Source organism: Chryseobacterium sp. G0162, assembly GCF_003815715.1.
In the GTDB taxonomy this organism is placed as follows: Bacteria; Bacteroidota; Bacteroidia; order Flavobacteriales; family Weeksellaceae; genus Chryseobacterium.
The window spans coordinates 831765-853238 of record NZ_CP033922.1 but is presented as its reverse complement, the minus strand read 5'-3'; the positions used below and the strand labels follow the sequence as shown (position 1 = coordinate 853238).

Sequence of the window (21474 nt, the reverse complement as noted above, 5' to 3'; positions counted from 1 at the left end):
GATAAGATACCTACCGCTTTGTTTGTTTTTTTTATTCATCTCGAATTTTTCGTTTTCTCAGAATCATCAGCCTAGGCCATTTATGAAAAAGCAGGCGACTGCTCAGTCTAAAAAGGCCGGAGCTTTTATTGATGTGAATGCTCCGGGATACCCGGAATCCAGTTTTAGTATAGAAAAATTGGTAAAAGATGTATTGATTTCATCTGGAACAAATACCTGTATTACTCCTAATGTAACCAATGTGAAAATCACACCTAATCATGCTGTAGGTGATGCAAACAGAGCCTGGGGATACTTCCATAAGGCAACAACTAATTTCCCTTTTAAAGACGGAATTGTTCTTTCGACGGGATATGCAAGAAAGGCTGGTAATAATTTTGAAGCCAGCAATAGTGATACCAATGGTGGTGGAACGGATACTGATTTGGCACAGGTTATTGGAGTGCCGGAAGCTGATTTAAATGACGCGGTACTTCTGGAGTTTGACTTTGTTCCTACCACTTCTCAAATTAAATTTAATTATTTACTTGCATCTGAAGAATATACGGGGACATTCCCATGTAAATATGCGGATGCTTTCATTATATTACTGAAGCCTACATCGGGAGGCCCTTACACAAACATGGCAATATTACCGGGAGGAGCCGGACCGGTAAGTATTACCAATATTCACCCTGCAATCGGAACTACTTGTGGAGCTGTAAATCAACAGTATTTTGGAGGGTATAATACTGCCAATATTGAAACAAACTTTAATGGAAGAACGGTTCCGCTTACAGCAGTAGCTGATGTAGTAGCAGGACAGCAATATCACTTCAAAATGGTTATTGCTGATTATCTTGACCATAGTTATGATTCCGCAGTATTTTTGGAAGGAGGATCCTTCAATATAGGCGTAGATCTTTTAGGCCCTGGTGGAACAAAATTACCTAGCGATATTAATGTATGTGATAATGTACCTCAGATACTTACCGCTTCTGTAAATGATCCGAACTTATTATACCAGTGGTTTTATAACGGAACTTTGATTCCTAATGCTACCACCAATGTAGTTACCGCTACACAACCCGGGACCTATACTATTCAGGTAAGTGTCCCTGGAAACCCTTGTCCGGGTAAAGCTTCCATAGAAATTCATGGAGGGACAACACCTCAGGCAAATGATGCTACATTACTGCTTTGTACTACGCCGGATATTACCACTTTTGATTTAAGTAGCATTAAACCAACAATTAGCACAACTCCGGGAGCTATATTCAAGTTTTATGAAAATAAGACGGATGCTGTTGCTGAGAATAATAGTTATATCCAAAATATCCTTAACTACAATGGTAATGATGGTCAGATATTATATGTGGTTGTTTCCAACGGAGGTTTCTGTAGCAAATTGGTTGAGTTGAAATTACTTAAAGAAGAAACCCCAGTTGCTAAACTGAAAACATCTTCTATACAGATATGCCCGGGAGAATCTGTAACACTTACGGCTGAAGGAGGAGATACTTATCTTTGGAGCAACTTCCCGGGAACAGGCAATATGCAGACGGTTACCCTACACCAGACTACCGTATTTACTGTATATGCAATAGGAGCAAAAGGATGTAAATCTCTTAATCCTGCAACCATAAGAATTGAGGTTGTTCCTGAAATTAAAAGTACATTGGCAGACGTTGAAATATGTGACGGAGATCGTGTTACTCTTGATGCAGGAGCCGGACCTAAATATAAATACAAATGGAGTACAGGAGCTACTACCCAAAAGATAGATGTTGAGAAATGGGGAATCTATACCGTTGAAATTGATAATGGATATTGTAAAAAAATCTTCTCTGCTAAAGTATTAGGAGCTGCCATTCCTTATGTAACCGGAATAGATTATCAGACATCTAAAAAAACACTGACAGTTACTGCAGAAAATCCTCCAATGAATAATACGCCAAGCAGTCTGGAATATTCTATTGATAATGGAATTACATGGCAGGAATCTAATGTGTTTTCTGGACTTTTAGATAATGTGAATTATACCATTCTGGTAAGAAGAGTAGGAACTCACTGTGTAGGAACTTTTGACTTCTTTACTTTACAGATCAATAATTTTATTACTCCCAATAATGATGGAATTAATGATGTATTAGATCTAAAGGCTTTGGGTCAGTTCAAAAACTTTACAGGTTCTATCTATGACAGGTATGGAGTAGAGATGTTCAGGTTCACAAAAGAAACACCAATTTGGGATGGTACTTTACTGGGTAAGAGATTGCCATCTGCAACGTATTGGTATAAGTTTACTTATGAATATCCAAAATCTAAAACTCAGATGAACTGGTCCGGTTGGATCATGTTGAAAAACAGAGAATAATATAATAAAAGAAAGCCTTTCATCTGAAAGGCTTTCTTTTTATAGAAATACTGATAAAAGCTCCTCATTAAAGGAGTTTTTTTATATATCTTATTGGTTTTCTTTCCAGAGGTTAGCAAAGTGGATGAAGTCAGAAACACTAAGTTCTTCTGCTCTTTTATCTAAAAATTCATGACCTTTCAAAGCTTCAGGAATGTTCAGTGTCTTTAATGCATTGGAGAGTTTTTTTCTTCTTTGATTGAAACCTGTCTTTACAATCTGCTTAAAAAGAATCTCATTACCGGTTAGTCCTTCTTTAGGATTTCTTGTAAGGCGGATAACGCCCGATTTTACCTTTGGTGGTGGATTAAAGACATTCTCATGGACCGTAAACATATAGGAAACGTCATAATAAGCCTGAATAAGAACGGAAAGAATACCATAATTTTTAGTTCTTGGAACAGCAGCGGTTCTTTCAGCTACTTCTTTCTGGAACATTCCCACCATTTCAGGAATCAGCTCGTAATAATCAACGATCTGGAATAATATCTGCGATGAAATATTATACGGGAAGTTCCCGATAATCGCAATCTGCTCATCTTTGATAAAATTAAAATCCTGCTTCAGGAAATCTCCTACAAAAGTACTTTCCGTAACCTTAGAATAATTATTTTTCAGGTATTCTATAGATTCCGTGTCAATTTCGGCAAGATAAATGTTCTGATCTTTTTCAAGAAGATATTTGGTAAGAACCCCCATTCCGGGACCTACTTCCATGATGTTATTATAGTTCTCAAAACTAAGACCTTCTACAATTTTTCTTGCGATGTTTTCATCTGTCAAAAAGTGTTGACCAAGATGCTTTTTTGCTTTTACACTCAATGTTTTTTATGATTTTATTAACAGTGATTTTCTCTTTTTCGTTCCCAAATTTCGGAAGATTTTTTCTATTTTAGCCAAAAATTTTAATATTAATGGCTAAATCTGTAGATGAGTTTAATAAGAAAAGGCTTCGGTCCAGCAATATTACAGTAGTGATAAGTATTGCCTTAGTGTTATTTTTGTTAGGATTAATGGGACTTATTTTAATTAATGCCCAGAAGTATTCTGACTATATCAAAGAACAATTGGTGGTGAACGCTTACTTTGATGAAAATTATGACGCTAAAGATTCTGTAAAAATTGCAAAACTAGAGGAAGAAACTTTTAAAAAGGTACAGACGTTAGCTCCTGTAAAAAAAGCAACCTATATTTCAAGAAGCATGGCTGCAAAGGAAGCTAAAAAGAGTATGGGGATTGATAGTGATGCGTTATTTGAAGAAAATATCTTCCCATCATCTATTGAAGTTGCTTTAAAACCTGAATATGTAGATCCTGCGAAAATTGATGAAGCGATCAAAGTCATAAAATCAGTTCCTGGCATTATCGATGTAAAGAATGACAGTACTTTGATGGTAGATGTGTACAATAACCTGAGCAGAATTTTAAAATGGATCTTTGGATTTTCATTGTTGTTTTTAGTATTGGCTGTAGTGTTAATTAACAATTCTATCCGTCTTAAAATTTTCTCCAAGAGATTTATTATTAAAACGATGCAGCTGGTGGGCGCAAAAAGAAGATTTATTCTTAAGCCTTTTATCATTGAAGCCATTGTTTTAGGGGCTATTGGTTCTGTAATTGGTCTTATTGCCTTAGGGGGTGTTTGGTATTATTTTACAAGCCAGATAGGATCCGCTTTTGTACAGGACAATAATCAGTATTTCTGGTTGGTAATCTTAGTATTGGGAGTAGGAATTTTTATTTCCGTCTTAAGTACTATTTTTGCAACATGGAGATTCTTAAAATCAAACGTTGACGACTTATATTACTCTTAAAAATGAGCAAAAAAACAAATAAATTTTCTGCTTCAGACTTCGGAAGCGAAGCAGAAGTGCCACAGGAAAATACATTCTACTTCGGAAAAGAGAACTTTAAATGGATGCTGATCGGGCTGGCATTTATTGTGGTTGGATTTCTTTTGATGATGGGAGCTGATGCCAATACCGTAGATGGTAAATTTGACCCCAATTCTTGGAATGACGATATCTTTTCTATCAGAAGGATCAGAATTGCTCCGTTATTTGTTGTGATAGGTTTTGTAATAGAAGTCTACGCTATTTTAAAAAGAAAATAAATTAAAAATTTATATTTTGAGATTAAGAGATTAAGACATTTAGAGTCCAGTACTTTAAATATCTCAATCTCTTAATCTTTTAATTTTTGTAAAAGAATATGGATTTAATCAAAGCAATTATTATTGCCATTGTAGAGGGATTAACAGAATATCTTCCTATCTCATCTACAGCACACATGGGATTCACTGCCAATTTATTGGGAATGCCCGATGATGAATTTTTGAAAATGTTTCAGGTTTCCATTCAGTTTGGGGCTATTTTGTCAGTTGTAGTGGCGTATTGGAAGAAGTTTTTCGATTTGAATAATATTCAGTTTTATTTTAAACTGGCCTTTGCAGTAGTTCCTGCATTGGTATTAGGATATTTATTCGATGATAAAATTGAAGCCGTTCTGGGAAATCAGATTGCTATTTCTTCAGTATTGGTTTTAGGTGGAGTAGTTTTATTGTTTGCTGATAAATGGTTTAAAAACCCTAAAATTGATGATGAAAAAGGAATTACGATAAGAAAGGCGGTAACCATAGGATTCTGGCAGTGTCTGGCAATGATGCCGGGAACAAGCCGTAGTGCAGCATCTATTATTGGAGGGATGACACAGGGACTTACCAGAAAAGCAGCTGCAGAATTTTCTTTCTTTCTTGCAGTGCCTACTATGTTGGCGGTAACAGTGTATTCTGTTTTTGTAAAGACATGGGGAAAAGAAACGGCTAATCCACAGAAAGGATATGAAATGATTATGGCTTCACAGGATCACATTATGATCTTCGTGATAGGAAATGTGGTGGCATTTATTGTAGCTCTTATTGCTATCAAAGCATTCATTGGTGTACTTAACAAATATGGTTTCAGACCTTGGGGATGGTACCGTATTTTCGTAGGAATTGCTTTACTAATCTATTTTTATTTCTTTAAATAAAAAACATTCATATATCCATTAATGACGGCGGAAGAACTGAAATCAGGATACATTTTTTTATTGGATAAGCCTTTGGACTGGACTTCCTTCCAGGCTGTCAATAAAATGAAATATAAACTTAAAAGGGAGTTTGACCTTCCTAAAAAATTTAAAATCGGACATGCAGGAACCCTGGATCCAAGAGCAACCGGGCTTCTGATTGTTTGCTGTGGAAAATTCACGAAAAAAATTCCTGAAATTCAGGATGCTCCTAAAGAATACTGGACAGAGATTAAAATAGGAGTACAAACTGAATCTTACGACACTGAAAAGCCTGAAATCCTTCATCAGGATATTTCGCATATCACTGAAGAACAGGTAAAAGAAGCATTGGAAAAATTCGTTGGCGAAATCGAACAGAAACCACCGGTTTATTCTGCAATAAAGATTGATGGTGAAAGAGCCTATAATCTGGCTAGAGCAGGAGAAGAAGTGGAAATGAAGTCCAGAAAAACAACCATTCATTATCTTAAAGATATTGTAATAGAGTTTCCTTTGATAAGCTTTACAGTGGGATGTTCAAAAGGAACCTACATCAGAAGTCTCGCTCATGATATTGGGCAGGAATTAGGAGTAGGAGCTTATTTAACACAATTGAGAAGAACAAAAATCGGAGATTATAAAATCGAAGATGCTACAGCTCAGTTTTTAAATAATGATTTTAGATTTCAAGGAGAATAAAATAATTCCGGTTACGGAAAGAATTCATGGAAAAGACACGTATCAATAAATATTTATCAGAAGTAGGTTACTGTTCAAGAAGAGCAGCTGATAAGCTGTTGGAAGAAGGAAGAATAACAATTAACGGTAAAATTCCTGAACTGGGAACCAAAGTTTCTGATGAAGATCTGGTAGAAGTAGATGGCAAGCCCATTAGAGAACCGCAGGAAAAACCAGTTTATATTGCTTTCAATAAACCTGTAGGAATTGTATGTACCACAGATACCAAACGTGAAAAGAATAATATCGTAGATTATATCAGCCACCCCAAAAGAATTTTTCCAATCGGAAGGCTGGATAAACCCAGTGAAGGACTTATTCTTTTAACCAGTGATGGTGACATTGTAAATAAAATTCTACGAGCCAGAAATAATCACGAAAAAGAATACTTGGTCCGTGTAGACAAGCCGATCACTCCAAGGTTTCTGGAAAAAATGAGAAACGGAGTTCCTATTCTGGATACTGTGACCAAGAAATGTGAAGTGGAGAAGATTGATGAAATGAATTTCAGAATTATTCTTACCCAAGGTTTAAACAGGCAAATCCGCAGAATGTGTGAATACTTGGGCTATGATGTAAAAAAGCTGAAAAGGATTCGTATCATGAATATCAAACTGGATCTCCCAATCGGAAAATGGAGAGACTTAACCGAGGATGAGCTTAATGCATTAAACGGTTTGCTTACAGACTCAAGTAAAACAATTGATTAAGATTCAATAATTAATAAGTTATCAATAAAAAAGTAGGAAGTGGTTTTCCTACTTTTTTTATGACGTATGGGTAATGTTTTATATAAGCAAGGATGACTTGTTTTTATTTTAAGTATAATTTCATTTTTTCTTCATATTCAGGTTTTAATTTCAGAAATTTCAAAATTTTCTTGTCATCAGGATAGGTGATGCGATAGAAGATAATTTTGTCAGCAGAATATTTAAAATAAGGATGATCTTTCAACCATTCTTCAGGAGCATCTGTTAATGTGTATTTAGGAACGCTGGAAGTATCCAATGGGGCAATGGATATTAATTTTTGAACCCCTTCCTTATCAATATTATAGGTATCCAGAATCTGTTGTTTATTAACAAATCCCCTCAGCTTTTTTCTAAAGCCAATCATAGAGCCGGCACTCTTTTCATCCAGTCCAAACTCTATAAGCTGCTTAAAGGTAATGGTATTGAGATCTGTTTTTGAGAAATCAGTTTTTTCTTGCTGTTTCTCTTCTTTCTTTACAGTCGCTGGACTGAGCTTGATAAAAGGTTTCATCTCCTGAAATTTCTCGGCAGAAATTACAAAGCATTTTTGTAGATCATCAATATCTTTAAAGCTACCTCCGAGATTTCTATCGCGGTAATTCACAATAATCTGAGCCTGTTTCTCAGAAAAACCAAGTTTTTGCCATCCCTCAACATCCAGACGGTTCGGATCAAAAGTATGATATTGTATTTTTATCTTTTCAGGATAACGGGCTCCAGAGGCTTTAAAGTTCTCAGAAGTTTTTGCCGGCAACAGTAAATAAGATTCCAGCTTATTATAATTTTCAGGAGAAATGATAAAGCATTCTCTGAACTTTTCTTTACTGATAAAGCTTCCTCCAAGATAGTTTTTATATTTTAGAATAGCTTCCGCCTGTTTTTCACTGAATCCCATTTTAATCCAATCACGGACAGTTTTCATATCTGGATTAAACTTTCCGGAAACCTTAATTTCTTTCTTATCAAAGTTGTTAGCAGGTTGGGAATTATTCTTTTCAGAAGCTTCAGGAAGCAGAATGAAGGGTTTCAGTTCTTCAAATTTTTCATCTGAAATAGCATAACATTTTTTCAGTTGTTCTTTTGATATAAAAGTCCCGCCTACAATGTCTTTATATTTAAGAATAGTAGATACCTGTTTTTCAGAAAAGCCGAGCTTTTGCCAACGTTCCGGACTTAAAATATTGGGGTCAAAATCTGTTAAGTTGACATTAACTGAAGTTTCGGCAATGAATTTTATCTTCGAAAAAGGCTCCTTATCTTTTCGGGTATATTTCTGAAAAGCTAATAGAATAGCCAATACAATGACCATAAAAGCCAGTTTTTGGTAATAGTTTTTTCTCATCATGTGTATATAAAGTATAAACATATTGATAAAAACCATACTTCACAATAACGAAGGTTGTAATGGTTGATATTAGAATATAAAAAGTACAGTCTGTTAAAAATTAAGACCTTAATATTCTTTGGGGTAGAATTATTTAAAGGAAGGTGAAGAAACTACTCAGTGTCCCTATCACCCAATGATTCTTTCAGTTTTAAAAGTTCGGCTTTTACAAATTCGAGACGGTCAATGATAGTAATGGTTTCTGAAATCTTACTGTTGGTAGTTAAAGCAACACGGGCTCCATCAAGTGTGTATCCCTTCTCTTTTACCAAATGATAGATCATCTGTAGGTTTTTGATATCCTCAGGAGTGAAGTAACGATTTCCTTTTCTATTCTTTTTAGGTTTGATGATAGGAAATTCCTGTTCCCAATATCGTATTAATGAAGTATTTACATCGAATGCCTTAGCGACTTCTCCTATAGAATAATACAGTTTATCAGGTAAGTTTATTTTCATTTTACAGCTCCTAAACTTCAAAGATAAAAATTTTTTAAAGTTTCATCCAAATATATCTTGCAAAGTCCTGTGATAACCTGGTTTTTAATTGAAATAAAATATATTTTCATGATGTTGTGAAAAAATATAAAACAAATGTTTTTTTTTATAACTTAGTGAAACACATTAAAATATGACGATTATGAAATATTATTTATTCATTTTTGCACTGGTAATTCCTTTCTTTGGGTCTTCACAGTGGACAAGAACCGAACTTCGGGCTCAAAAAGTTAAAAAATCACAGGAAAAGCTTGAATTTGCAGGACTTTATTCTCTGGATGCCAATCAGCTTAAACAGCTTTTAAAAAATGTACCGGCCCGTTTTTCAAGTCAAAAAGGAACTATTATTTCTCTTCCTACAGCCCAGGGGAGATTGGAAAAATTCCAAGTTTGGGAGTTTTCCAATATGGCTCCTGAATTACAGGCAAAATATCCAGATATTAAATCTTATGTAGGTACCGCATTGGAAGATCCAAGTGTCTATTTAAGATTTAGTTTATCTCCTGTAGGATTTTCTTCTATGATTACCCGTTCCGGGATATCAGAGTTTATAGAACCTTATACTGAAGACAGAACAATTTATGCTGTTTTTGATTCCAATGGAAGAAGAGGACAGGAAAAAGAACCTTTCGAATGTTCCACAGTAGAGGAGGTGGAGAAGAACGCTACCGAAAAAAAAAACGATGCTGTAAATAAAAAAGCAGTTGGTTTTAATATTTTCAGATTGGCATTATCCTGTACGGGAGAATATGCACAGTATCATTTAACGGCAGCCGGAACCCCTACAACAGCTACAGATGTAGAGAAGAAAGCTGTAATTCTGGCCGCAATGAATGCTAGTCTTACCCGTCTTAACAGTGTTTTTGAAAAAGATCTTTCTTTTCATTTTAATCTGATTGCGAATAATGAAACTATCATTTTCTTAGATCCTGCATCTGATCCTTATATCAATGGTGGCCCTAGCGAAGCCCATGCCCAGATATCAGCAAGAATCCCTACTGAAGATTATGATATGGGACATCTGATTGATAAGAAAGGCGGTAACGGATCTGCCTTCGTAGGAGTTATTTGTGGGAGTAGCTCAAAAGGAGGAGGATGGACTGCTCACAATTTTCCGGAAGGAGATAAATTTGATATAGACTATGTCGCTCATGAAATGGGGCATCAGCTGGGAGCCGGACATTCTTATACCTACAGATCTTCGCAGGCAGATCAAAAAGTAGAACCTGGAAGCGGAAGTACCATAATGGCATATACCGGAATTACTACGGCTTCTGATGTTCAGTTTAATTCTAACGATTATTATCATACCAATAGTATCACCCAGATCAGAACTAAATTAAACAGCCTAAGCTGTGGAACTAATACCCCTTTTATAGATCCTGCTCCTACTATTAATGCCGGACTCGATTATACAATTCCTAAATCAACAGCATTTGTTTTAAAAGCATCTACTAACGATGTTAATACTATTTCTTATACCTATAACTGGGAGCAAACAGATCAGGCCGCAGCGGCTCAAATTGGAGCGGGAGATATTTCCTCAGCTTACCCTGCAAAGCCAACAGGCCCTACTTTCAGATCTTTTCCTCCGGTAAACTCATTAGTAAGATATTTTCCGGATTTCAATAAAGTATTGGCCGGTGTTTTATCAACCCGTTGGGAAAGTGTATCAAGTGTAGCTAGGAATCTTAATTTTGCAGCTACTGTAAGAAATAATAATCCATTACAGCCACAAGTTTCAAAAGATGGAATGGTAATAACCGTGGATGCTGTATCAGGACCTTTTCAGGTAACAGCTCCGGTGTTTGGTCAGTCATTGAGCTCCGGTGCAACTGTGAATATTACCTGGAATGTTGCCGGTACAAATACAGCGCCGGTGAATACAGCAAATGTAAATATCAAATTATCTAAAGATGGTGGAAAGACATTTAGTATTATTGCCGCTAATACCCCTAATGATGGTAATGAACAAATAACGATTCCTGTTGGTTCTACTTCGTCCAATGCTTATATTTTGATTGAAGCAGTGGATAACATCTATTATGCAGTAAGCCCTAGTTTTGTGATTGATTATAATGTGACAGGTGAAATTTGTAATACTTATACCTATAGCGGAGGTCCTGTAGCCATTACAGACGGTCCAGGCGGTAGCGGTATATCAGCTCCAAGAATAACAATTCCTTTAATGGTTAATAATACGGGAACCATTACCAAAATAAAAGTGACTCCAGCGGTTACCCATCCAAGTGTAAGCCAATTGGCGATTGGTATTGAAAGTCCGGTTGGATCATCAGCTCTTTTCTGGAACAGACAGTGTTCGGGACAATCGGGTATTACGGCTTCATTTAGTGATACAGGAGCTGCAGTTACCTGTACTTCTCCAGTTCAGGGAGAGACCAAATCAAATGAATCTTTGGGTATATTTAAAGGACATTCTGCACAAGGAGAATGGAAGCTTTTTGCAACAGATAATAACGCAGGAAATGCTGGAACTATTACCGGATGGTCGCTTGAAGTATGTACTCAGGAAACCCAGAATCAGAGCCTTGCAACCAGAGAGGTATCTTCTCTGTTAGCTGATGATATTAAAGTGTATCCTAACCCAAGTGACGGTAATTTCTTTATCAAATCTCAGAATATAAAAGGGGAAGTGAAAGTCACTTTATTTGATTCAAGTGGAAGATTGATTTATTCATCAGTCTATCAGAGTGAAGGAAATAATACCAAAGAACTGAATGTTAATGTACCGAAAGGAGTATATGTAATCAGTATCAGTTCTTCGAAAGGAGTATACAACAGCAAACTGGTTATAAAATAATAATCATTACATTGTATAAAAAGGATCGGCAATAGTCGGTCCTTTTTTATGTCGTAATTTGTAGCTTGGTTTTATTTATAGTATTTTTATCCCCCATTTATTAATCCTTTTCTTATAAAATATAGGATGAATTCAATTTCTGTTCTTCATATTGATCTTTTTCAGGGTAAGAATCCTTCTGATTTTTATTTTAATACGATGAAAAACCATTTGATTGTAGGGCATCAGCATATAGAAAAACCTCATAGACATGACTTTTATGCTGCTGTGCTTTTTACACAGGGAAATGGAATTCATGAAATAGATTTTCAGCGGTATGAGGTTTCAGAAGGAAGCCTTTTTTTTCTATCACCAGGACAAATTCACAGCTGGGAACTTTCGGAAGATATAGAAGGATATATTTTCTTTTGTTCTCAGGAATTTTATGAAATGCATTATGTGAATCAGAAACTGAGAAATTTTCCTTTCTTCGGATCAGTTTCTTTTCCTAGAAAATTGCAGTTGGATGCCATAGAACTGCCAAAGAAAATTCATTTATTTAAGGAACTGGAAAAAGAACAGCAGTCTAACCATCTGATGAAAAATGGACTTATCCTGTCATTAATGTCGCAGATTTTTATCAATTCAACCCGTTTGTTTTCAAAAGACTTTGATACGCTGACTTCTTCTGCCGGCCTTTCTTATTTTAAGCATTATCAGGATTTTGAAAGCCTTATAGAGCAGTATTTTACGGAACATAAATCCATTGCTTATTATGCGTCTTTACTAGGGATTTCATCAAAGCACCTGAATAGGACTGTACAGGCTGTCGTACAGAAAACAGCTACAGAAGTTATTACCGAAAGGGTAGTGCTTGAAGCCAAAAGAATGCTGATGTACCTCGATGAAAACCTTGTTGATATTGCTTTCAGACTCGGCTATGAAGAATATTCTTACTTTGTAAGAGTCTTCCGGAAAAGTTCCGGAATGACCCCTACTCAGTTTATGAGGAAATATAAGGCCTAATTTGGTTTGAAGTTCAGGGCTCAAGGTTTAAAATTTATAGTGATGGTTATCAGTGAATGGTTTTATAATACCTGTTCAAACCTAAAAACCCCGAACTTCACCTCTCTCTATTATAACGCAAGCTTAAATGGTCCCTCAAAAGTAGTTTCAAATGAATCTACCAGTTTTCCTTCTTCATCAAAAACCCCAATGACCATATTTTGTTTAGAGAATTTGATTTTGTCTTCAGGGAAGGATATGTTGATATTTCCTTTTAAGATCTGGTCACCCTTCAAAATGATTTTTTCAGATCCGAAATAAGTGATTTCAGCATCCTCAGGACTGACTACTTTAATGGTTAGAATCTTTTTCTCATTTGATTTATTCAGAAGTGTATAAATGAAAGTATTGGTGATTTTACCCTCTTTGATAAAGAACGTAGAGCCCGCTGGTTTAATAAACTTTGCTTCCATAGATCCACGATCATACATTAAAAAGCCAAGAAATCCGATCAATAGGGCTAAAATAACAGTGGTAGCCTTCATTCTTGACGTAAATTTGAATTTCTCACGATTTTCAATTTCAGATTCAGTAGCATAACGGATCAATCCTTTAGGCAAGCCCACTTTATCCATTACTTCATCGCAGGCATCAATACATGCCGTACAGTTGACACATTCCAATTGCTGCCCGTGTCTAATGTCAATTCCCGTAGGACAGACTACAACGCATTGATTACAATCTATACAATCTCCTTTACCAGCCGCTTTTCTATCTTCATTATTTCTCCATTTTGAACGGCCTTCCCCTCTTTTAAAATCGTAATATACGTTGATGGTCTGTTTATCAATTAAAACTCCCTGAAGTCTTCCGTAAGGACAAACCAGAGTACATACCTGCTCACGAAGCCATGCAAAAACAAAGTAAAAAGTCATCGTGAAAAAAATCATTGTGATAAACTTTAAAGGATGTTCTGCCGGCCCTTCAATCATAATCTGAAAGACCTGTTCGTAACCTACGATATACATGAACATAAAAGTAGAAATGACCATTGAAATCAAAATAAATACAGACCATTTCGTAACTCTTTTTCTGATCTTTTCAGCATCCCATTCCTGTCTGTCGAGCTTCATTTGTTTGTTCCGGTCTCCTTCAATCCAGTATTCTATTTTACGGAATACCATTTCCATAAATAAGGTTTGCGGACAAAGCCAGCCACAGAATATTCTTCCGAAAACTACAGTAAATAACATGACGAAGATCACAGAGGTAACCGCTCCCAGGGCAAGAATGAAAAAGTCCTGAAGATAAAATGGCTGCCCAATAATAAAGAACTTTCTATCAATAACATTAAATAGGAAGAAAGGATTGTTATTGATCTTCATAAAAGGCAATCCAAAGAAAAGGGTAAGTAAAGCATAGCTTGTATAGTTCCTGTAATTGGTATATTTTCCTTTTGGTTTTCGGGGGAAGATCCATTTTCTTTTTCCGGTTTCATCCATTGTTCCTACCGAATTTCTAAAATCTTCATTTTCAATTTCCAGGGATTTGATGTTGTTGGACTCTGCGCTCATTATCGTATGCTATAAAAGTATTTTGGTAATATTTTTCATCCGGAACAATACCTGTTTTCAAACTGAACTTCTATAGATAAAACGGTATCGATTCCTCTACTGCAAAGCTCTGAATTATATCCTTCAACTACTAATATGATCTACTTCAAAAATAGGACAATTGGGACATTATATGTTTTGGAATACAATGCATCAAAATGAGAAAATATTTTTGAAACTGATAAAGCATGTTGTAAATTGCAGGTCTAAAAATGAAGTATGAAGAATATCAGTAAAATAGGTCTGATTGGTTTGGTTTTCGCATTGGTAAACTGTCAATCAGTAAATAGTAGTAAAATGTTTTATGAAGGTTCAAAACCACAAATGGTTTCTGACAAGTTTAGCTTTACAGAAGGCCCATCAACCGATAAAGAAGGGAATGTATATTTTACCGATCAGCCTAACGATAAGATCTATTACTGGGACTGGAGAAGCAATCAGATTATAGAATTTTTAGGCAAAACAGGAAGGGCAAACGGAACTCATTTTGATAAAGACGGCTTCCTGATTACCTGTTCAGATGATAACGGAGAGATGTGGAAGATCTCAAAAGATAAAAAAGTAGAAATTTTATTCAAAGATTTTGAAGGGAAAAGATTAAATGGTCCTAATGATGTATGGAATGACGTTTTTGGAGGAATGTATTTTACCGATCCGCTATATGAAAGAGATTATTGGATAGGTTTTAAGCAGGAGCTGTCTAATAAAAGCCTTTATTATAGAAATAAAAATGGAAAGATTAATAAATTAGACACTTTCACGCAGCCTAACGGAATTGTAGGAAGTGAGACTTTAAAGAAATTATACCTTTCTGATATTGATGCCGGAAAAACCTATGTTTATGACATTCTAGGAGAAGGAAAACTATCTGAAAAAAGATTGTTTTGTGAAATGGGTTCAGATGGGATGACACTGGATAAACACGGAAATCTTTATTTAACCGGTGATGGAGTACATGTCTTTAACCGTGAAGGAAAAAAGATATATCACATTTCTATTCCTGAAAAATGGACGTCCAATGTAACATTCGGGGGAGAAAATAACGATGTTTTATTCATTACTGCTTCAAAATCGGTGTATACTTTTCCGATGAGAGTGAGAGGAATAAAATAAACGGTAAGATCATTTTAAAATATTTCTATGTGCTTATGTGGTTAATTTTTACCACATAAACACATAGGTTTTTAAGAAGTCGTTAAGCTTAATAAGCAACCTCCATCTTCACTTTTTTTCCTTTCAGTTTTTCATTCTGAAGTTTTCTTAAAAGAGCATTCACTTTATTTCTCGAAACGGCAACATAAGACGTAGTATCTTTTACTTCAATAACACCAACATCCTCTTTTTGTAGTTCCCCTTTTTTAAGCAAATAGCCTACAATATCCACTTTATTCACCTTGTCTTTTTTTCCGGCGCTGATGTAAATCGTCTGGAAAGGTGTTTTTTGCGGAACTTTAGTAAATCCGGCAACGCTTTCTTCAGGGGTATCGTTTTTGATGAACGGGAAATTTTCCTCTTCCGTCATGATAAGGTAGACAAAACCTTTGGCATTCATCCTCGCAGTACGTCCGTTTCTGTGGATGAAAGCATCTTCTTTTGGAGGCAATTGATAGTGTACAATAGATTCTACCTCAGGAATATCAAGCCCACGGGCTGCCAGATCAGTTGTGATAAGAATTCTTGCTGAATCATTTCTGAATTTCAGTAAGGCACGTTCTCTTTCATCCTGTTCCATTCCTCCATGGAAGGTTTCTCTGTCGATTCCCATCTGATGAAGAAGCTCAGAAATACGGTCTACTGCATCACGGTGGTTACAGAAGATCAACGTTCTTTTATTCCCTATTTTACAAACCAAATTGAAAAGTGTATCTAGTTTTTCTTCTGAGATAGTCATTACTTTTCTCAGTTGAATATCCGGTTTTACTTCATTTTCTTTGAGGAAGCTGATGATTTTTTCATCTTTTAATCCTGTAAATGCAGGAATTTCATCCATTGCTGTTGCAGAGGTTAAAATTCTTTGAGAAAGGCCTTTTAAAGAATTACAAATAAACTCCATATCATCATGAAAGCCCAGTTCCAAAGCTTTGTCAAATTCATCCAGAACTAATGTTTTGATGGTTTTTGGATCAAAATTATTATTCCTTACGTGATAGGTAATTCTTCCCGGAGTTCCGATTAAAACAGCCGGAGCTTCAATTAAATTATTGACTTCAATCTTTTTATCATGTCCACCATAGCAAACAGAAACCTTAAAATCCGTTCCCATCGACTTGAAAACCTGTTCAATCTGTAACGCCAATTCTCTGGCAGGAACTAATATTAATGCCTGAACACCCTGCACATCCTTTTTCAGATTTCTGAGAACAGGAAATAAAAAAGCAAGGGTTTTTCCTGATCCGGTAGGAGAGAGCAGAACAATATCCGTATTGTTTTCAGATGCTTTATAAGTAGATTTCTGCATCTGATTCATATCCTGAATCTGCAGCTTTTGATAAATTGATTGTAGTTCCATGGGTGCAAAGGTAAAATAAAGTAATGGTTAAATAAAACAAACTGCTTTTATTAGTTTAATACCTTACTCTGGTTGTGATAAATTTTATGATCAGTTGCTGTAAGACTTTTAAAAAAAATATATTTGTGTAATAATTTGATTTTCATATTTTTAAATAGTATTTAAGGAAAGGTGAAGGCTCCGTATTATTAGAGATGTTCTGAAAGGGTTCACTGCTTTAGATAAGAGCTCAACCAAAATAGCAATGGAATAATTAAAAATCATACAATGAATACACTTAAAAGATTAATACTGCTCATTGTTTATTTACCTTGTATGTTTGCATGCAAATCAAAAACAGATACCCTTTATACTAAGTTGTCTGAAAATATTTATGAAATTAACAATCAATATTTTTATGATGAAAAAGTACATATTTACCTGATAGTGTTGAAAGATAAATTACTATTATTTGATATTCCTGCCTATTCCGAGGATTTGGAAACGTTTATTACTTCGTTCAAAAAACCAGTATATGCTATTCTATCCCATGGGTCTTGTGGTATAGAAGATGGTACAAAATGGCAGTCCAGAATTAATTTAAAAGTTTATGCCCATAGTAAAGATGAGAATCATCCCTGGTTAAAAATGAAACCAGATTTTTTCTTTTCAGAAATTCCTTTTTTTGCTGACAATATAGAAGTTATTTATACTCCTGGCCATAGTAGAGGGGCGATTTGTCTTCTGGAAAAGAAATCGAAATCCTTATTCACCGGGGATACTGTCTATGGGGATAAAACAGGAAACATCAAAGATTTTAGAAAGGAAAGTTATACTGAATATGAAAATCTAAACGATAGACTCTCAAGCTGTAAAAAATTACTTAAATATGACTTCGAAAACATCTATCCATTTCATTATGAAATGATAAAAAAAACAGCAAAAGAACGTCTTCAAATTTATCTTAACGTTAAATAGAAAAGCATTTATTTATTTAACCTGTTCATGATTTCGTTTCCTCTAAGTAAAGTGACTTTATAGGTTTCATCCGGATTACAGATTGATTTACTATAAAATTCTTTCGCGGTCGCTGTCTTTCCCTGTGCCAGATTAGTAAAGCCAACGATTTCGTACATGAAATTCCGGAGTTTAAGATCTGTAGTTTCTTTTGAAGATAAATATTTTAAAAGCTTTTCTGCTGAGGTAAGTTTTGGGTCTTTGTATTTCTGGATATCATATCCATCAGGTTTACTGAACCAATAATCCCATGAACTGCCATAATGATGTTCGTTCCATGAATATTTAATAAGCTGTAGTGCTACTTCCAATAATGCAGAATTTATTTTTTCATTTTTTGGAGATAGTTTCTCGCTTTCCATAATGTAATGATCAATGGTTATATCTATACCTTTCTCTTTCATTTCCTGAAAAATAGATTCTTTAAGATATAGAGAATGATTTTTTGAAAAGCTTTCATAAGCAAATGTCGGAGAAAAATGATCTGCCAGATTTTCTATCCTGTATCCTTTTTTCAACTCAGCTTTCAAGTCAATTTTATATACCATATTGTAATCATGGAAAAGATAGACATAGATTATTCCGTTTTTCAAATCGCAGATTGTAGAATATAATGTGTTCAATTCTCCTTCCTGATGGGTTTTATCCAGAATACTTTTCAGGAAATTAATATTGTTTTCCTTAGATCCGGAAAGCATTTCATTGGCAATTTCTGGTCTTCTGCATGCTAATTTTCCATTGATCATATTACAATTTGAGTTGATCTGGAAGTCTCCTTTTTTTTCGATAATCCCCTTAGGGTTAATCAAGATGGAATTTCCTTCTTTATCGGCTAATAAGACCTGGGACTGAGAGATGTAGTCATATTTTTTTAAAATGACCATTGCCTCCTTTACATTTTTACATTTTCCCAGAACCTCCCACATAATATCACTTTTATAAGGATTTGTCAGGTTAAGTTTGCTTAAATCATAGTTTGCTGCTGCATAATCAAAAAATAATCCATGTTCATTCATTGCGGCTGCAATCTGCATATCCGGTGCACCAAAACAAATGGAAGCATAACGGTCTTTAGTTGCCGGGTTGTACCATATTCTTGTAAAGGGTGTTGTATCGTCTTCATTAGCTGCTGCAAATACTTCGCCTCCTCTGGAACAAGATAATATAGTACATGCTTTTAGTGTATGTACGCACCCTGACAGACTGATTAAAATTAAAAGGAAATACTTTTGCATTACATAGTTTTTATAGGTTTCCTTGTTTTGATTGATAAAAAAATATTTTGTTAAAAGATTTTTTGGAAATTTTACATTTGGTTAAAGAATAAATCATTCCAGATTAGGATGTAATCAACAGAAAAACGCTTTTAAAAATAGAAAATAAGATATTCAAGATCCTAGTGGCAATATGTTTTGCATGATGATCTCAATTTTTGGTTTTTTATTCTTTTCATAAAAATAAATAGACCTTGACAATCAGTTGTTTAGTGGAAGGTTTGGTAAAAGAAAATCTCTTGTTTATCTCAAATAAAATTTTTATCTTTGCACCCACTTTTTGTGTGAAAGGTTTGAAAAGGTAAAATATTAAAAATTAATTACTTCCGTATTTTTTAGATCCACATTTATTCGAACCATTAAAAAAGAAGGAATACAAATTTTATTAGAAAATGTCAAAAGAGACAAATTCAGCAGAGGTTTTATTAAACCAAAACGTAGCACCAGAACAATTTGATTGGGATTCTTTCGAATCAGGTCTTGATGCAGATGCGAGAAAAGAAAAAAGCGATTTAGAAGAAATCTACAACGGATCTCTTAACAGTCTAAACGATAATGACGTTTTAGTTGGTAGAGTTGTAAGATTAACTGACAAAGAAGCTATCGTAGACATCAACTTCAAATCTGAAGGTGTTATTTCTCTTAACGAATTCCGTTACAACCAAGGCCTAAGTGTAGGTGATGAGGTAGAAGTAATGGTTGACAAAAGAGAAGACAAAACTGGTCAATTACAATTATCTCACAGAAAAGCTAGAACGCTTAAAGCTTGGGATAAAGTAAACGAACTTCACGAAACTGGAGAAATCGTTAACGGTTTTGTTAAATCAAGAACTAAAGGTGGTATGATCGTTGACGTTCACGGAATCGAAGCATTCTTACCTGGTTCTCAAATTGACGTTAAGCCAATTAAAGATTACGATCAGTTCGTAGGAAAAACTATGGAGTTCAAAGTTGTGAAAATCAACCCTGAGTTCAAAAACGTAGTTGTATCTCACAAAGCATTGATCGAAGCAGATATCGAAGGTCAGAAAAAAGAAATCATCGCTCAACTTGAAAAAGGTCAGGTTCTTGAAGGTACTGTTAAGAATATCACTTCTTACGGTGTATTCATTGACTTAGGTGGTGTAGATGGATTGATCCACATTACAGACCTTTCTTGGTCTAGAGTGAACCACCCATCTGAAATCCTTGAGGACGGACAAACTGTAAAAGTTGTAATCCTTGATTTCGATGATGAGAAAACAAGAATCCAATTAGGTATGAAGCAATTAGAAGCTCATCCTTGGGATGCTCTTTCTGCTGACATGAAAGTTGGAGACAAAGTAAAAGGAAAAGTAGTAGTTCTTGCTGACTATGGTGCATTCGTAGAAATCGCTCCAGGTGTTGAAGGATTAATCCACGTTTCTGAAATGTCTTGGTCTACTCACTTAAGATCTGCTGGTGACTTTGTGAAAGTAGGTGATGAAGTAGAAGCTGAAGTATTAACTTTAGATAGAGAAGAAAGAAAAATTTCTCTTGGTATCAAGCAATTATCTAAAGATCCATGGGAGAACATCGAAGCTAAGTATCCGGTAGGATCTCAGCATGTAGGAACTGTAAGAAACTTCACTAACTTTGGTGTATTCGTAGAGTTAGAAGAAGGTATCGACGGATTAATCTACATCTCTGATCTTTCTTGGACTAAGAAAATCAAGCACCCATCTGAGTTCTGTGCAGTAGGTGATAAATTAGATGTTGTAGTTCTTGAATTAGATATCCAAGCTAGAAGATTATCTCTAGGTCACAAGCAATTGACTGAAAACCCATGGGATAAATTCGAAACTAAATATGCTGAAGGAACTATCCACGCTGGTAAAGCTGTAGAAGTTCACGATAAAGGAGCTTCTGTACAATTCGAAGATGCTGAGGTTGAAGCATTCTGCCCTTCAAGATTATTAGAGAAAGAAGATGGATCTAAAATCAAAAAAGGTGAAGATGCTCAATTCAAAGTAATTGAATTCAACAAAGAATTCAAGAGAGTTGTAGTTTCTCACACAGGGATCTTCAGAGACGAAGAAAAGAAAAACGTTAAAGAATCTTCTTCTAGAAACGTATCTTCTTCTTCAAACAACGAAGAAAGATCTACTCTTGGAGACATCGATGCATTAGCAGAGTTGAAAAGAAAAATGGAAGAAGGTAAATAATCTTTGAACCATTTATAAATAAGGAGCCGCTCATTTGAGCGGCTTTTTTTTTTGTTTCAAAAAGAATTGGTTGTAGATAGATCAGGGTTTCCGAAAAGAAGAAGTATATATCGTTACTATAATAACAGATAAAAATGAAACCTATTCAGAAAGAATCATTAAGAAATAAATAAGAGTTAAACTGTCCATCTGGACAGTTTTTTTATGCTGATAAATGTTCATACTGGATAGAGATGTTTTAGGAAAATATTAAAATAAAATTAAAATTTTCAAAAAA

17 protein-coding genes are annotated in these 21474 nt (G+C 35.0%); 11 read left to right on the top strand and 6 right to left on the bottom strand.

The window, feature by feature from the left end; translation table 11 throughout:
- The first annotated feature begins 82 nt into the window (after positions 1-82).
- On the top strand, positions 83-2356 hold the full coding sequence (locus tag EG344_RS03995; protein ID WP_317126488.1) for a choice-of-anchor L domain-containing protein: 2274 nt from the start codon (positions 83-85) through the stop codon (positions 2354-2356).
- A 90-nt stretch (positions 2357-2446) separates the two neighbouring features.
- Here the strand turns inward: EG344_RS03995 and rsmA are convergent, their stop codons facing one another.
- The gene (rsmA, locus tag EG344_RS03990) at positions 2447-3217 is read right to left on the bottom strand and encodes a 16S rRNA (adenine(1518)-N(6)/adenine(1519)-N(6))-dimethyltransferase RsmA (protein WP_123908419.1); all 771 of its coding nucleotides are present in this window, start codon (positions 3215-3217) and stop codon (positions 2447-2449) included.
- 92 nt (positions 3218-3309) lie between these two features.
- Between rsmA and EG344_RS03985 the strand changes: the two genes are divergently transcribed.
- The 5 genes from EG344_RS03985 to rluF all read left to right on the top strand — a co-directional run bounded on the left by EG344_RS03985 (position 3310) and on the right by rluF (position 6894).
- Positions 3310-4209 carry a cell division protein FtsX gene (locus EG344_RS03985; protein WP_123908418.1) on the top strand — a complete coding sequence of 300 codons (900 nt, stop codon included), beginning with the start codon at positions 3310-3312 and terminating at the stop codon, positions 4207-4209.
- A gap of 2 nt (positions 4210-4211) precedes the next feature.
- A complete protein-coding gene (locus EG344_RS03980; protein ID WP_123859904.1) occupies positions 4212-4508 on the top strand; it encodes a DUF3098 domain-containing protein in 297 nt (98 codons plus the stop codon).
- A 98-nt stretch (positions 4509-4606) separates the two neighbouring features.
- The gene (locus tag EG344_RS03975) at positions 4607-5425 is read left to right on the top strand and encodes an undecaprenyl-diphosphate phosphatase (protein ID WP_123908417.1); all 819 of its coding nucleotides are present in this window, start codon (positions 4607-4609) and stop codon (positions 5423-5425) included.
- Positions 5426-5446: 21 nt separating this feature from the next.
- Positions 5447-6145: a tRNA pseudouridine(55) synthase TruB gene (gene truB, locus EG344_RS03970; RefSeq protein ID WP_123908416.1), complete on the top strand. Its 699-nt coding sequence runs from the start codon at positions 5447-5449 to the stop codon at positions 6143-6145.
- A 26-nt stretch (positions 6146-6171) separates the two neighbouring features.
- On the top strand, positions 6172-6894 hold the full coding sequence (rluF, locus tag EG344_RS03965; protein ID WP_123908415.1) for a 23S rRNA pseudouridine(2604) synthase RluF: 723 nt from the start codon (positions 6172-6174) through the stop codon (positions 6892-6894).
- Between the two features lie 103 nt (positions 6895-6997).
- Here rluF and EG344_RS03960 read toward each other — a convergent pair whose 3' ends face one another.
- Both EG344_RS03960 and EG344_RS03955 read right to left on the bottom strand, forming a co-directional pair.
- The gene (locus EG344_RS03960; RefSeq protein ID WP_123908414.1) at positions 6998-8281 is read right to left on the bottom strand and encodes a helix-hairpin-helix domain-containing protein; all 1284 of its coding nucleotides are present in this window, start codon (positions 8279-8281) and stop codon (positions 6998-7000) included.
- A gap of 152 nt (positions 8282-8433) precedes the next feature.
- The gene (locus tag EG344_RS03955) at positions 8434-8778 is read right to left on the bottom strand and encodes a MerR family transcriptional regulator (RefSeq protein WP_123908413.1); all 345 of its coding nucleotides are present in this window, start codon (positions 8776-8778) and stop codon (positions 8434-8436) included.
- A gap of 181 nt (positions 8779-8959) precedes the next feature.
- Between EG344_RS03955 and EG344_RS03950 the strand changes: the two genes are divergently transcribed.
- A complete protein-coding gene (locus EG344_RS03950) occupies positions 8960-11638 on the top strand; it encodes a reprolysin-like metallopeptidase (RefSeq protein ID WP_164464382.1) in 2679 nt (892 codons plus the stop codon).
- Positions 11639-11764: 126 nt separating this feature from the next.
- Positions 11765-12643, top strand: coding sequence for an AraC family transcriptional regulator (locus EG344_RS03945; RefSeq protein ID WP_123908411.1), 879 nt, complete (start codon positions 11765-11767; stop codon positions 12641-12643).
- A gap of 110 nt (positions 12644-12753) precedes the next feature.
- On the opposite strand, the gene ccoG is transcribed toward EG344_RS03945, so the two are convergent.
- Positions 12754-14196, bottom strand: coding sequence for a cytochrome c oxidase accessory protein CcoG (gene ccoG / locus EG344_RS03940; protein WP_123908410.1), 1443 nt, complete (start codon positions 14194-14196; stop codon positions 12754-12756).
- Between the two features lie 258 nt (positions 14197-14454).
- Here ccoG and EG344_RS03935 point away from each other — a divergent pair, with 258 nt between their 5' ends.
- Positions 14455-15348 (top strand): SMP-30/gluconolactonase/LRE family protein, encoded by an 894-nt coding sequence (locus EG344_RS03935; RefSeq protein ID WP_123908409.1) that lies wholly within the window; start codon positions 14455-14457, stop codon positions 15346-15348.
- An 88-nt stretch (positions 15349-15436) separates the two neighbouring features.
- On the opposite strand, the gene EG344_RS03930 is transcribed toward EG344_RS03935, so the two are convergent.
- The gene (locus EG344_RS03930; protein WP_123908408.1) at positions 15437-16744 is read right to left on the bottom strand and encodes a DEAD/DEAH box helicase; all 1308 of its coding nucleotides are present in this window, start codon (positions 16742-16744) and stop codon (positions 15437-15439) included.
- 267 nt (positions 16745-17011) lie between these two features.
- Between EG344_RS03930 and EG344_RS03925 the strand changes: the two genes are divergently transcribed.
- On the top strand, positions 17012-17701 hold the full coding sequence (locus EG344_RS03925) for an MBL fold metallo-hydrolase (protein ID WP_123908407.1): 690 nt from the start codon (positions 17012-17014) through the stop codon (positions 17699-17701).
- Positions 17702-17709: 8 nt separating this feature from the next.
- Here the strand turns inward: EG344_RS03925 and EG344_RS03920 are convergent, their stop codons facing one another.
- Positions 17710-18975 carry a carcinine hydrolase/isopenicillin-N N-acyltransferase family protein gene (locus tag EG344_RS03920; RefSeq protein WP_123908406.1) on the bottom strand — a complete coding sequence of 422 codons (1266 nt, stop codon included), beginning with the start codon at positions 18973-18975 and terminating at the stop codon, positions 17710-17712.
- A gap of 431 nt (positions 18976-19406) precedes the next feature.
- Between EG344_RS03920 and rpsA the strand changes: the two genes are divergently transcribed.
- Positions 19407-21197 carry a 30S ribosomal protein S1 gene (rpsA, locus tag EG344_RS03915; RefSeq protein ID WP_123908405.1) on the top strand — a complete coding sequence of 597 codons (1791 nt, stop codon included), beginning with the start codon at positions 19407-19409 and terminating at the stop codon, positions 21195-21197.
- Positions 21198-21474: the final 277 nt, after the last annotated feature.